Source organism: Vibrio sp. 10N.239.312.C11 (assembly GCF_041466065.1).
GTDB classification, from domain to species: Bacteria; Pseudomonadota; Gammaproteobacteria; order Enterobacterales; family Vibrionaceae; genus Vibrio; species Vibrio tasmaniensis_A.
Genome location: NZ_JBFSRZ010000005.1, coordinates 103,647 through 117,823, shown reverse-complemented (window position 1 = coordinate 117,823; position 14,177 = coordinate 103,647). Strand labels below are relative to the sequence as shown.

Here is a 14,177-nt window from a genome sequence, read left to right as displayed (position 1 = left end):
GAGAACTCAATGAAATACGCATTAGGCCCTCTACTTTATTTTTGGCCAAAACAAGATGTTGAAAGCTTCTATGAGCAAGCAAAATCAAGCTCTGCCGACATCATCTACCTCGGTGAAGCGGTGTGCTCAAAGCGCCGTGAGATGAAAGCAAAACACTGGATGGACATAGCAAAAGAACTGTCTGATTCAGGTAAGCAAGTGGTACTTTCAACCATGGCATTGCTAGAAGCCCCAAGCGAAGTCAACATCATGAAGAAGTACATTGATAACGGTGACTTCGCCATTGAAGCCAATGATGTATCTGCGATTCAACTGGCAAGTGAAAGTAAGGTGCCTTTTGTTGTTGGCCCTGCGGTGAACACCTACAATGCACGCACTCTGAACCTGTTCTTGAAACAAGGTATGACGCGTTGGTGTATGCCCGTTGAGCTTTCTCGCGAGTGGCTAAGCAACGTAATGACACAGTGCGAAGAGCTTAATATTCGTAATAAGTTCGAAGTAGAAGTGTTTAGCCATGGCTACTTACCTCTTGCTTACTCTGCACGTTGCTTTACAGCCCGAGCAGAGAACAAAGCCAAAGACGATTGCGAAACCTGCTGCATCAAATACCCAACAGGTCTACAGGTCGAAAGCCAAGAAGGCCAATCGGTATTTAACCTTAATGGTATCCAGACGCAATCAGGTTACTGCTATAACCTAGTCAATGATCTACCGAGCATGCATGACTTGGTCGATGTCGTTCGCCTGAGTCCATTGGGTATCGACACTTTCTCTGAAATCAATAACTTCAGAGCCAATGAGCAAGGTCAAAAACCAATGAAGATTGAAAGCCGCCAGTGCAATGGCTACTGGCATCAGCTTGCGGGTTTAGACGTTAAAAACATCTAGTTTCTAGAGTTAAACCCATCAGCCACAGAGACAAAAAGGTCTAGCATTCGCTAGACCTTTTTAATTCTACTTAAGAAATACGACCTATGCCGCCGCTGTATTCATCGGTGAGACATCGAGCTTCTTTACATCTTTGTAGAGCATCACCATCACCACCACGCTTAGCGCAATATTAGACAGTGGGTACGCAACCCAGATCCCCGGCACACCGTACAACTTAGGCATAATGTACAAGAAAGGTAACTGGATAAGCATATTACCTAGCATGACAAACATCGCTTTACTGCCTTTGTTGACCGCCTGATAGTAAGCACCCGCTACCACTAAGAAACCATCAAGCGCCAGTGCAAACATGTGTAATCGAATACCCAACACGGTGTACTCGACTAGCTGAGGTTCATCTGAGTTAAAGACTGACACAAACTCACGTGGGAACGCGTTCAGAAGCAGCACGAACGCCACACCAATCAATACCGAACTCATCATCGCAATCTTAAGTAGCTTACGGATATTCGCTTGGTTACGCGCACCATGGTTATAACTCACCAATGGTTGCATGCCGTTGGCGATGCCTTCAGCTGTGAGATAATAAACCGTCACTATGTAGCCCAAAATCGCGTAAGCACCAATCATCAACTGGTCGCCATATTGAGAGAACAACGCATTGTGCAGCGCAACCATCATCGAACCATACGCATACATAAAGAAGCTTGATGTACCGATAGCGAAGATTTCAGGAATTACCGATAACTTCAGTCTCAGTTCATTCCAACGCAAGCGCAGGTTTGCTCGACGTGAGAAGAAGTAAGCCAGACCCAGACCGGTTACTACAAACTGAGCAATCGCGGTTGCCAGTGCTGCACCTTTCAACTCCCAACCAAACTGAGCAATAAACAGATAATCCAGAGCTATATTGATCACCGCACCGACAATCATCAGTATGGTGGCTAAGTTAGGGCTGTCATCGTTACGCAGTAAAAACGGCATCGCGATCGAACCTAGCGTGAAGACACTCGCGCCAATCAGAATGTGTAAGTATTGCAGGCCAAGTTCATACACTCTCCCTTCTGCGCCCTGCCAAAGCAAGAAGTTATCAGCAAACAAAAACAGCAATGCAGAAACAATAGGTGTTATCGCCAACAACAAGGTTAAACCTGTTGCTAAGATCTCCTTAGCGCCTTGAGTATCTTTTTCACCTTGGCGAATCGAGACAAGCGCACCTGTACCTACACCCACCAACATACCAATACCGAGAATCGAACCAATCACAGGCCACGCAACATTGATACCTGCAAGTCCATCAGCCCCCACATAGCGGCCAATGAAGATGCCATCCACCACTTGGTAAAGGCCATTAACCAACATGGCAGCCACAGTAGGGATTGTGTATCGCCAAAACTGGCGACTAATTGAGTTACTCATTTCTTACTCTACTTTCATCTGTGAGTCGCATATCAACAAGATATGACTCGAAAAATTAGTTAACAAGGCTAACTAAATATCTAAATTATTTACTTCAAAGCTTTATTTAATAATAGGTTTAGCTGCTGAGACTCTTGCTCAGACAAACGACTTTCCAATATCTGTGCCATGACCTGATAGATCTTACTTTCTTCTTCTAAGCCGAGTTCAGCTTTGCTGGTCAATACGACCAACTTAGACCTCGCATCTTCGAGCGAAGCTTTACGCTCAACAAGCCCCTTTCTCTCTAGTCTCTGAACCATAGTGGTTGCTGAAGGCTTTGTAACCTGCATCTCAATCGCAAGATCAGTCAATCGGATCGGTTCAGGAGAAGATTGAATGACCTTCAAATAGTCATACTCATTGAAGCTCAATTGGCAAATAGGATCTTCATTTACCTGAGTTCGCCATATCTTAGAGGCGAAGCGCTCAATCTTTTCTAAATTCTGGTTCAGCATACTCACCTAATCAAGAATCGCATTTAGTTAGCAAGGCTAACTATTTTATTATTATTTAAATCAAAAGCAATCAAAAACGAGCCCCCCTTTTTTTGTTTATAAAAACGGAGCATAAAAAAGGAGCATAAAAAAACCGCTGACAGGCAGCGGTTCTTCGGAATCAAAATATATCGCTTACTTTGTGCCGGCTTTTTCTTCGGCCTCAGCCAACTTAACTTTTGCTAAGTGCTCGGCTTTAAGAGTAGTAAATATACGGCTTAGCTCTAAGAAAGAGTAACGATGCTCTACATATTCATACACATTGAAAGACACTGACAACTTGTACAGAGAGATCGCATTCGCGTAGTCCCCATTCATGTGGTAACGCTTAGCAAGGTAGAAATATGTCTCAGTTAGACGCTGCGCAAGTAACGTGTTGTCACGAGTACCGGTCAAGATGGCCTTAAAAGCCTGCTCTTCAGTAATGTCATCAAGCATAATCGCGACTAATACCCAACCCCACTGCTCATCACGGCTCTCGTAACGTTTTTGCAAATCAAGCTTGGCTTGCTCTGGGGTGAGTTCGTGCTGAATGATATACAACCAAAGCGCACGGAATGGATCACTTGGATCATCAGTATAATGCTTCGTCATCTCTTCATTGGCTAAATCATAACGTTCGCCGTAGTAGAGTGCGATAGAGCGATTTCTTTCTGCGTAAGAGTTTGCAGGATCAAGCTCTAACGTAGAATCAAAAGATTCATAAGCGGCATCAAACTCCCCTACTTGCGTAAAGTAAACACCCAAAAGGTTGAAGATATCAGGTTGAGCGGGGTTCAATGAAAGAGACTGATTGAAATCAAGGCGTGCTAAATCACGCAGGCCAACACTGTCGTAGTAGTTACCACGTTCAAACAGCATCTTAGATCGAACTTCATCGTTCAAGTCCGGGCGCTGTAATAATTGACTAAGACGTGCAATTTGAACCTCTTGCTGAACGCTTGGTTGCAGCGGCACAGCCATTGGTGGATAAACCCAACGTGAGGTGTTATCTGATGTTGTCGCACAACCTGTCAGTACAAGCAGTAAACACATACTCGCGGTTTGAAACCATTTCACAAATAATTACTCCTGTTATGACCGCAATAAAAAAGGGGAGCGATATGCTCCCCTTTATAACATGCTTTTTTACCAATGGGTTAGAAATCACTAAAAAGCGATAGTCCCATTAATAGGCTAAGAATTACTCAGCAGCAGGTGCTTCGCCTTCAGCTGGCGTTTCAACTGCTTCTTTCATGCTTAGACGTACACGGCCTTGACGGTCAATTTCAAGAACCTTAACTGGTACTTCTTGACCTTCAGTTAGGTAGTCAGACACTTTCTCAACGCGCTTATCAGCGATTTGAGAGATGTGTACTAGACCATCTTTACCTGGAAGGATAGTAACGAATGCACCGAAGTCAGCTAGACGAGCAACTTTACCTTGGTAAATGCGGCCAACTTCAACTTCAGCAGTGATCTCTTCGATACGACGGATAGCTTCTTTAGCAGCTGCGCCTTCAGTAGCAGCAATCTTGATTGTGCCATCGTCTTCGATTTCGATTGTAGTACCCGTTTCTTCACAAAGAGCACGGATAACTGCGCCGCCTTTACCGATAACATCTTTGATCTTATCAGAGCTGATTTTCATTGTGTGGATACGTGGAGCGAATTCAGAGATATCTTCACGAGCACCAGAGATAGCTTCATCCATTACAGAAAGGATGTGCTTACGTGCACCTTGCGCTTGGTTAAGAGCAATTTGCATGATCTCTTTAGTGATACCTTCGATCTTGATGTCCATTTGAAGTGCAGTGATACCAGCGTTAGTACCTGCTACTTTAAAGTCCATATCACCTAGGTGATCTTCGTCGCCAAGGATGTCAGAAAGAACAACGAAATCGTCGCCTTCTTTAACAAGACCCATTGCGATACCCGCAACAGAAGCTTTGATTGGAACACCAGCATCCATAAGTGCTAGAGATGTACCACATACAGAAGCCATTGAAGAAGAACCGTTAGATTCTGTGATTTCCGATACAACACGAACTGTGTATGGGAATTCGTCAACAGAAGGCATTACTGCTTGGATACCACGTTTAGCAAGCTTACCGTGACCAATTTCACGACGCTTAGGAGAGCCAACGAAACCAGTCTCACCTACACAGTATGGAGGGAAGTTGTAGTGTAGAAGGAAGTTGTCTTTCTTCTCACCCATTAGGCTGTCGATGATTTGTGCATCACGTTGTGTACCAAGCGTTGCAGTAACAAGTGCTTGAGTTTCACCACGAGTGAATAGAGAAGAACCGTGTGTACGTGGAAGAACACCAGTACGTACGTCTAGCGCACGAACCATGTCTTTTTCACGGCCATCGATACGTGGGTTGCCAGCAATAATGCGGCTACGTACTACGTTTTTCTCTAGAGAACCAAGCATGCCGCGGATTTCGCGCTCATCTAGGTTTTCGTCTTGTGCAATTAGAGCTTCAACAGTGTCGTTCTTGATTGCGCCAACTTGCTCGTAACGAGCCATTTTCTCAGTGATCTGGTACGCGTCAGATAGACGTGTTTCAGCTTGCTCAGCAACTTTAGCTTTAAGCTCAGTGTTAACTGCTGGCGCTTCCCAGTTCCAAGATGGAGTTGCAACTTCAGCAGCAAACTCGTTGATTGCTTTGATTACAACTTGTTGTTGGTCGTGACCGTAAACAACAGCTGAAAGCATTTCTTCTTCAGATAGGTTATCTGCTTCAGATTCAACCATAAGTACTGCGCCTTCTGTACCAGACACAACTAGGTCTAGTTTAGAGTTTTCAAGCTCAGTATTTGATGGGTTAAGAACAAGTTCGCCGTCGATGTGACCAACACGTGCAGCACCGATAGGACCATTGAATGGAGCTCCAGAGATAGCAAGTGCAGCAGACGTTGCGATCATAGTGATCATGTCTGGATTTACGTCAGGGTTGATAGAAACAACCGTAGCGATAACTTGAACTTCGTTTTTAAACGCACTTGGGAAAAGTGGACGAATTGGACGGTCAATTAGACGAGCTGTTAGTGTTTCGCCTTCAGATGGACGACCTTCGCGCTTGAAGAAACCACCAGGGATTTTACCCGCAGCGTATGTACGCTCTTGGTAGTTAACTGTTAGAGGGAAGAAATCTTGACCCGCAACAGCTTCTTTTTTAGCAACAACAGAAACGAATACTGATGTATCGTCCATAGTCGCCATTACAGCAGCAGTAGCTTGACGTGCCATTACGCCCGTTTCTAGAGTAACGGTGTGGTTACCGTACTGGAATGACTTTACAACTGGTTTTTCAAACATTGTATATCCTTCATCTGAAAATCTCTTTTCAGAATAAGTGAATGAATGCTCAGCAATAACTAATCGCGACTAGTAAAAAAAGACGAGAAGTTCAATCAGACTAAACATCTGCTTTTAATAGTCGCGACCTATTGGCCGACATCTGTGACTGTTATTGTTGAGCTAATTAGGGTGCGAAATAATCAAACAATTATTCGCGTGCGAGAGTATAAACTATTTTCTTGGTAAGAGACATTTTCACGATTAAAAATCAGGTTAACCGCACAGAGAACCTTCATTTTTAACATTAAAAATATAACAGGCACAAAAAAAGGAGCATAAATGCTCCTTTTCTTCAAACTGTCTTTGCAGACATCGCTATTAGCGACGTAGGCCTAGACGCTTGATTAGGTCTTGGTAACGAGTAAGGTTTTTGCCTTTCAAGTAATCAAGAAGCTTACGACGGCTAGAAACCATACGTAATAGACCACGACGGCTGTGGTGATCGTGTTTGTGCGCTTTGAAGTGACCTTGTAGGTGGTTGATAGAAGCAGTAAGTAGTGCTACTTGTACTTCTGGTGAACCTGTGTCGCCTTCAGATTGTGCGTATTCTGCAACGATTGCTGCTTTAGTTTCTGCATTCAGAGACATAAATCTCTCCTGATAAGAGTAAGTTTATATTTGTAGCAGCCAATCTCTGATTCAGCCGCTACGCGAGCCGAGGATTATAGGGAAGTTTACGAGTTGGTGCAATAACAATCGAACTGATGAAAAACGAAAAAAGCGAACCATTAAAATTAAGGGCTCGCTTTCTATATTATTGATTCGCTTTTCCAGGCTAAGCGCCAATACCTAACTAGGTTTCAGCGTTATGCTTGTGGCTCTTCATCTCTGAAAACAACCAAACGCTTCGGTGCAACTCGGCCATCTTCAGCAATCTGAGCAACACCAACAAACAGTTTCTCTTCACCACTTGTCATGCGAACCGTACCTTCAGTTGGCGCACCAGAAACCTGAACGGGCATACCGTGCTGAACTAGGTCAGTCAGTTCCGCGTTTAAGTTAACTTCTGGTAAGTCTTCAACGGCTGTGTCCATTGGCATTAATAGTGGATCAAGCAGTTCTTTGGGTGCAATTTCTTGCGCCTGCGCTTGCTCTAGGATCTCGTTCAACTGCTCCAAAGTCACCATACGATCGTACGGATACTTAGCGACACCAGTACGGCGAAGCATGGTCACGTGGGCACCACAACCTAGCATTTCACCAAGATCGTCGGTAATTGTGCGGATGTAAGTGCCTTTTGAACAATGCACTTCCATCTCAACTTCATCACCTTCAAAGCGAAGTAGTTCAATAGAGTAAACAGTGATCTTACGAGATTCGCGAGGCACCTCGATACCTGCACGTGCGTATTCATACAAAGGCTTACCTTGATACTTCAATGCTGAGAACATTGATGGAATCTGGTCGGTTTCCCCTTTGAAGCTTGCAATGCAGCGTTCAAGTTGCTCTTGAGTCACGTTAACATCTCGTGTCTCTACCACTTCACCATCAGAGTCAGAGGTATTGGTACGCTCACCAAGCTTAGCGATTACTACGTAGCGCTTGTCAGAATCCAATAGAAACTGAGAAAACTTCGTTGCTTCACCAAGACAAATTGGCAGCATGCCAGTCGCAAGAGGATCAAGAGCACCGGTGTGCCCTGCCTTCTCTGCAAAGTAAATACGTTTTACTTTTTGCAGTGCATCATTAGACGAAATGCCCGTTGGCTTATCTAACAGAATTACCCCGTTGATAGGGCGACCTTTACGACGGCGAGCCATTACTCTTCGCCCTTAGACTGAGTTTCGTCAGTACGGCCAGACTCTTCTTGCTTACGCTTATCGTCGTTTAAAACTTCACTTACTAAGTTAGACATACGCATGCCTTCTACTAGTGTGTTGTCGTAAGTAAAACGCACTTCAGGCGTTAGACGGTGACGAATACGCTTACCAAGAGCCATACGAACTGGCACTTCATGCTCTTTAAGAGCAGCAAGACATGATTCAGGTGTTTGCTCACCGATACATAGGAAAGTAACGAACACTTTTGCGTAAGCAAGGTCACGAGACACTTCTACGTCTGAGATAGTTACCATACCGATACGTGAGTCACGAACTTCACGTTGTAGGATAAGCGCAAGCTCTTTTTGAAGCTGCTGAGACACACGTTGTGTGCGGCTAAATTCTTTTGACATTTTCTTTTCTCACTTAGAAAGATGGGGGGCTTGGTAATTACCAGCCCCCCATGGTGTATTCAACAACCGATTACCTTATTACCTTTATTAGTAATGTTAGTAACCTTAGTCAATATGTCGAGTCGTACAGACTGATTAGTCTAGAGTACGTTTAACCTCAACGATTTCGAATACTTCGATCTGGTCACCAACGCGAACGTCGTTGTAGTTCTTAACGCCAACACCACACTCGTAACCATTCTTAACTTCTTGAACGTCATCTTTAAAGCGACGAAGTGACTCTAGTTCACCTTCGTAGATAACAACGTTTTCACGAAGTACACGGATTGGGTTGCTACGCTTAATCGTACCTTCAGTAACGATACAACCAGCGATTGCACCAAGTTTAGGCGACTTAAATACGTCACGAACTTGTGCAAGACCAATGATTTCTTGACGGAATTCAGGAGCAAGCATACCGCCCATTGCCTGTTTAACTTCGTCAATCAGTTGGTAGATGATTGAGTAGTAACGTAGATCTAGGTTTTCGTTCTGAACTGTATTACGCGCAGTTGCGTCAGCACGAACGTTGAAACCAAGGATGATAGCGTTAGAAGCTGCAGCAAGCGTTGCGTCAGTTTCAGTAATACCACCAACACCAGAACCTACGATGTTCACTTTAACTTCGTCAGTTGACAGTTTCAGTAGAGAGTCAGCAATCGCTTCTACAGAACCTTGAACGTCAGCTTTAAGTACAACGTTAAGTTCAGCAACTTCGCCTGCCGTCATGTTCGCGAACATGTTCTCTAGTTTCGCTTTTTGTTGGCGAGCTAGTTTAACATCACGGAATTTACCTTGACGGTAGTTTGCAACTTCACGCGCTTTACGCTCATCACGTACAACAGTCGCTTCATCACCTGAAGCAGGAACGCCAGAAAGACCTAGAATTTCTACAGGGATAGATGGACCTGCAGTTTCGATGTCTTTACCGTTTTCATCACGCATTGCACGAACACGGCCGTACTCTTGACCACAAAGAACGATATCGCCTTTGTTTAGAGTACCAGACTGAACTAGTACTGTTGCAACTGGACCACGACCTTTATCAAGGCGAGATTCAACAACAACACCAGATGCCATGCCTTCTTTAACCGCTGTAAGTTCAAGAACTTCAGACTGAAGAAGGATAGACTCTAGAAGACCATCAATGTTTGTACCCTGTTTTGCAGAGATGTGAACGAAGATGTTCTCACCGCCCCATTCTTCAGGAATAACGTCGTATTGAGCTAGCTCATTCTTAACGTTGTCTGGGTTTGCACCCTCTTTGTCGATCTTGTTCACAGCAACAATCAGAGGAACGCCTGCCGCTTTTGCGTGCTGGATTGCTTCGATTGTTTGTGGCATTACGCCATCGTCTGCAGCAACAACAAGTACAACGATATCTGTCGCTTGAGCACCACGAGCACGCATAGCAGTAAAGGCCGCGTGTCCAGGAGTATCAAGGAACGTGATCATGCCGTTGTCAGTATCTACGTGGTAAGCACCAATGTGCTGCGTGATACCGCCAGCTTCGCCAGAAGCAACGTGTGCTTTACGAATGTAGTCAAGTGTTGAAGTTTTACCGTGGTCAACGTGACCCATGATAGTAACAACAGGAGCACGACCTTCAGCGATAGCATCGCTATCACGGTCAGCTAGTACTGCTTCTTCAAGTTCGTTTTCTTTACGTAGGATTACCTTGTGACCCATTTCTTCAGCAACAAGTTGTGCTGTTTCTTGGTCGATCACTTGGTTGATAGTCGCCATAGCGCCCATCTTCATCATTACTTTGATAACTTCAGTTGCTTTAACTGACATTTTGCTAGCCAGTTCAGAAACAACGATAGTTTCGCCGATAGCAACGTCAGATTTTGCAACAGTCGCTGACTTATCGAAGCCTTGCTGCATTGAAGTTGGTTTAGCAAGCTTACCTTTACCGCCACGACCACGTTGGTTACGACCACCACGGTTATTGCCAGGCTGAGTTGCTGGAGCTGGTTTCTTCTTGCGACGACGAGGTGCTTTCTCATCTTTTTTGTCTGCCGCATCTTCAGCTTCACGAGCGTAAGTAGAAGTCGTCACATGGTAATCCGCAGATTTCTCTTGCTCTTTCTTCTTCTTCTCTTCTTCAGACCAACGTTCTTGGTTCTCTTCTGCTAACTTACGAGCTTCTTCAACAAGCTTAGCTGCTTCAGCTTCGGCTTTACGAGTTGCTTCTTGCTCTTGACGAGCTTTAAGTTCATCCGCTTCTTTTTTCGCTTGTGCGTTAGCGTCTGCATTTTTTGAATTCATGTCTTTTTTAGCCTTTTCAGCTTGTGCGCGTTGAGCCTTCTCTTCAGCTTCACGTTTTGCATCCGCTTCACGTGTTACTTTTGCTTCGGCTTCGCGCTGTGCTTTCTCTGCAGCATCACGTTTCGCTTGCTCTTCAGCATCGCGTTGTGCTTTCTCTTCCGCTTCACGATTAGCTACTTCCTCAGCTTCACGTTTCGCTTCATCTTCAATAGTGCTGCGCTTCACGTAAGTACGCTTTTTACGTACCTCAACTTGAACATCCTTACTCTTACCGCCTCCAGCGGCAACACTTAGCGTGCTGCGGGTCTTGCGTTGAAGAGTTAAACGAGTCGGTTCTGTTTCACCAGAAGTATCGCCGTGCTCCTTTTTAAGGTGCGTTAGCAATGTTTGCTTCTCTGAATCAGTCACTTGGTCCGACCCTGCTTTCTTCATGCCTGCATCAGCAAGTTGTTCAATTAAGCGGTCAACTGGCGTACCAATCTCTTCACTCAGTGCTTTAACTGTTAATTGTGTCATACCGCTCTCTCTCCTTGCTGAATTATTCTTCGTCGCCGAACCAACAGATGTTACGCGCAGCCATAATTAGCTCGCCTGCACGCTCTGCAGTTAGGTCTTCGATGCCTTCTAGTTCATCAACGCCTTGGTCAGCTAGGTCTTCCAATGTCGCAACGCCTTTTGCTGCTAGCTTGTAAGCCATTTCACGCTCAAGACCTTCAAGTGCAAGTAGGTCTTCAGCTGGCTCAACACCATCGAAAGTTTCTTCTTTCGCTAGCGCTAGAGTTGTCAGTGCGTCTTTCGCGCGGTTACGCAATTCTTCAACGATACCTTCATCTAGACCATCTACTTCAAGAAGCTCGTTCACAGGAACGTAGGCTACTTCTTCAAGCGTAGAGAAGCCTTCTTCAACAAGCATTTGAGCAAAGTCTTCTTCGATATCTAGGTGCTTCATGAAGTTTTCAATAGAAGCAACAGCTTCTTCTTGGTGCTTCTTCTCTAGATCAGCAACAGTCATTACGTTCAGTTCCCAACCAGTAAGTTGAGACGCTAGACGTACGTTTTGACCGCTACGACCGATAGCTTGCGCTAGGTTGTCAGCTTCAACCGCGATGTCCATTGAGTGCGTATCTTCATCAACGATGATAGAAGCAACATCAGCAGGAGCCATTGCATTGATAACGAATTGCGCCGGATTATCATCCCAAAGCACGATATCGATACGCTCACCGCCAAGGTCGTTAGATACAGCTTGTACACGTGCGCCACGCATACCAACACACGCACCAACAGGGTCAATACGTTTGTCGTTTGTTTTAACGGCGATTTTAGCACGAGAACCAGCGTCACGTGCAGCACCTTTAAGTTCAATTAGCTCTTCACCAATCTCAGGCACTTCAACACGGAATAGTTCAGCTAGCATTTCTGGCTTAGAACGAGTAACAAAAAGCTGGAAACCACGAGCTTCTGGTTTAACTGCGTATAGAAGACCACGAACACGGTCACCTGGACGGAAGTTTTCACGAGGAAGTTGGTCATCACGAAGGATTACCGCTTCAGCATTGTTACCTAGATCTAGAATCACTGTGTCACGGTTAACTTTCTTAACTGCGCCAGTGACTAGCTCGCCTTCGTTATCAATAAACTGTTCAACGATTTGAGCGCGTTCAGCTTCACGTACTTTCTGTACGATAACTTGCTTAGCTGTTTGAGTCGTAATACGGTCAAACGTTACTGATTCGATATCATCTTCGATGAAACCGCCAAGTTCGATCTCTGGATCATCGTACTTTGCAGCTTCAATAGAGATTTCTTTTGTTGGGAATTCAACTTCCTCAACAGCTTCCCAACGGCGGAAAGTTTCGAAATTACCCGTTTTACGGTCAATCTCAACACGAACTTCGATTTCTAGTTCGCTTTTCTTTTTTGTTGCCGTTGCAAGCGCGATTTCAAGCGCTTCAAAAATACGCTCACGAGGAACTGCTTTCTCATTAGAAACAGCTTCTACTACCGCCAAAATTTCTTTGTTCATTAATCTAGCCTCTTAAGCTCTTCTCTCTAGGAGAACTAAAATTTAGGGATCAGGTTAGCTTTCGCAATATTGCTCAGGACGAATTCTTCTTCTTGTCCTTCAACCAATACTTTCACTGTCTCGCCTTCGATAGATTGGATATCACCTTTCCATTTACGACGGTTGCCGACAGCCATTTTCAAAACGATGCTTACCTCGTGACCAATAAATTGTTGGTAATGCTCAGCTTTGAACAGTGGTCTCTCTAAACCTGGTGAAGACACTTCAAGGTTATAAGCCACTGAAATTGGATCTTCAACGTCCATTACGGCACTTACTTGGTGACTAACTTCAGAGCAATCATCTACATTGATACCATTTGGTGAATCGATGTAAATGCGTAGCGTTGAGTGCTCACCAGCACGAATAAATTCTAATCCAACTAACTCATAACCTGATGCTGCTACTGGAGCGTCAAGCATTTCAGTAAGTTGTCTTTCTAAACCAGTCATTTAACCACTCCAGAAACAAAAAAAGGGCTCAAAGCCCAATTTAAATTCCAAGCAAACATTATCATCTAAATGCATTTATAAATGCTTAGATAACAAAAAACCCCGTATAAGCCGGGGTTTTTGTTGCTGGACCCTTATATGTTAAGTGTCATCATATTTGATATCACACTTAACTCACAGTGAGGTTCACACTGTGCAAACTTGCTACCAATACAAGCTATATAATAGCATTGAAATTGGTTGCGGGAGCCGGATTTGAACCGACGACCTTCGGGTTATGAGCCCGACGAGCTACCAAACTGCTCCATCCCGCGTCCGACTTGTGAGCATTATACGCCCAACAAGATGTTTTACAAGTTTGTAAACATGGTGCCGAGAGAGGGACTCGAACCCTCACACCCTAAGGCACTAGCACCTCATGCTAGCGTGTCTACCAATTTCACCATCTCGGCATCAAATCTTTACAGATTATTGTGGAATTTCGTCGCCTTGCGCCGGAACTTCACTCACTGCATCTTCAGCTTGTTGAATCACCTGACCTTGAGTCGGGTCAATCCACTGTGACTCAGTTTTATGTGTAGACATATTACCAAGCACTAAGCTAAGGATAAAAAATGTAGTTGCAAAAATTGCAGTCATTCGGGTAAGGAAATTTCCTGAGCCACCAGCACCAAACACAGTGTTTGAAGCGCCAGCACCGAAAGAGGCTCCCATATCTGCGCCTTTACCTTGTTGAATCAACACTAGGCCAATTACACCAAGCGCTGCCAACAGGTAAATCACAAGTAGAACTGTAAACATTTTTCCACCTATGTTCCTAATTGTTGAGCCAGCGCCGTTCAAAAAACTATTTTTAAGAACAAGGCTAGCGACCTCCTAACTGAAGGCCGAGCAATACTAGCGAATGCGGCGATGACTGACAAGGGGAATTTACTAAAAAATAAGCCTTTACCAAGCAAGTGGTCAAAAAAAGGGCAAAAGGGAC

12 protein-coding genes and 2 tRNA genes are annotated in these 14,177 nt (G+C 44.6%); 1 reads left to right on the top strand and 13 read right to left on the bottom strand.

Annotation, left to right across the window (positions count from 1 at the left end):
- Nucleotides 1-9 precede the first annotated feature (9 nt).
- Nucleotides 10-888, top strand: coding sequence for a U32 family peptidase (locus AB6D07_RS03940; RefSeq protein ID WP_017096660.1), 879 nt, complete (start codon nt 10-12; stop codon nt 886-888).
- Nucleotides 889-972: 84 nt separating this feature from the next.
- On the opposite strand, the gene AB6D07_RS03935 is transcribed toward AB6D07_RS03940, so the two are convergent.
- The 13 genes from AB6D07_RS03935 to secG form a co-directional block, all read right to left on the bottom strand.
- Nucleotides 973-2,310, bottom strand: a complete 1,338-nt coding sequence (locus AB6D07_RS03935; protein WP_017103868.1) for an MATE family efflux transporter — start codon at nt 2,308-2,310, stop codon at nt 973-975.
- Nucleotides 2,311-2,399: 89 nt separating this feature from the next.
- A complete protein-coding gene (locus AB6D07_RS03930; RefSeq protein WP_029223089.1) occupies nt 2,400-2,807 on the bottom strand; it encodes a MarR family winged helix-turn-helix transcriptional regulator in 408 nt (135 codons plus the stop codon).
- A 174-nt stretch (nt 2,808-2,981) separates the two neighbouring features.
- A complete protein-coding gene (gene nlpI, locus AB6D07_RS03925) occupies nt 2,982-3,905 on the bottom strand; it encodes a lipoprotein NlpI (protein WP_017103866.1) in 924 nt (307 codons plus the stop codon).
- Nucleotides 3,906-4,029: 124 nt separating this feature from the next.
- Nucleotides 4,030-6,150, bottom strand: a complete 2,121-nt coding sequence (pnp, locus tag AB6D07_RS03920; protein ID WP_009847538.1) for a polyribonucleotide nucleotidyltransferase — start codon at nt 6,148-6,150, stop codon at nt 4,030-4,032.
- A gap of 360 nt (nt 6,151-6,510) precedes the next feature.
- Nucleotides 6,511-6,780, bottom strand: a complete 270-nt coding sequence (gene rpsO / locus AB6D07_RS03915) for a 30S ribosomal protein S15 (RefSeq protein WP_004734493.1) — start codon at nt 6,778-6,780, stop codon at nt 6,511-6,513.
- Between the two features lie 218 nt (nt 6,781-6,998).
- Nucleotides 6,999-7,952, bottom strand: coding sequence for a tRNA pseudouridine(55) synthase TruB (truB, locus tag AB6D07_RS03910; RefSeq protein ID WP_012604702.1), 954 nt, complete (start codon nt 7,950-7,952; stop codon nt 6,999-7,001).
- Complete coding sequence (gene rbfA / locus AB6D07_RS03905) at nt 7,952-8,365, bottom strand: 30S ribosome-binding factor RbfA (RefSeq protein WP_009847540.1); 414 nt, start codon at nt 8,363-8,365, stop codon at nt 7,952-7,954. Before rbfA ends, truB begins: the two co-directional genes overlap by 1 nt.
- Nucleotides 8,366-8,500: 135 nt before the next feature.
- Nucleotides 8,501-11,191 carry a translation initiation factor IF-2 gene (infB, locus tag AB6D07_RS03900; RefSeq protein ID WP_009847541.1) on the bottom strand — a complete coding sequence of 897 codons (2,691 nt, stop codon included), beginning with the start codon at nt 11,189-11,191 and terminating at the stop codon, nt 8,501-8,503.
- Nucleotides 11,192-11,213: 22 nt separating this feature from the next.
- Entirely contained in the window at nt 11,214-12,701 is a 1,488-nt protein-coding gene (nusA, locus tag AB6D07_RS03895; RefSeq protein ID WP_009847542.1) for a transcription termination factor NusA, read from the bottom strand.
- Between the two features lie 35 nt (nt 12,702-12,736).
- Nucleotides 12,737-13,192 (bottom strand): ribosome maturation factor RimP, encoded by a 456-nt coding sequence (rimP, locus tag AB6D07_RS03890; RefSeq protein WP_004734501.1) that lies wholly within the window; start codon nt 13,190-13,192, stop codon nt 12,737-12,739.
- A 237-nt stretch (nt 13,193-13,429) separates the two neighbouring features.
- Nucleotides 13,430-13,506, bottom strand: a tRNA-Met gene (locus AB6D07_RS03885).
- Between the two features lie 53 nt (nt 13,507-13,559).
- Nucleotides 13,560-13,644 (bottom strand) — tRNA-Leu (locus AB6D07_RS03880).
- A 16-nt stretch (nt 13,645-13,660) separates the two neighbouring features.
- Nucleotides 13,661-13,993: a preprotein translocase subunit SecG gene (gene secG, locus AB6D07_RS03875; protein ID WP_009847546.1), complete on the bottom strand. Its 333-nt coding sequence runs from the start codon at nt 13,991-13,993 to the stop codon at nt 13,661-13,663.
- Nucleotides 13,994-14,177 lie beyond the last annotated feature (184 nt).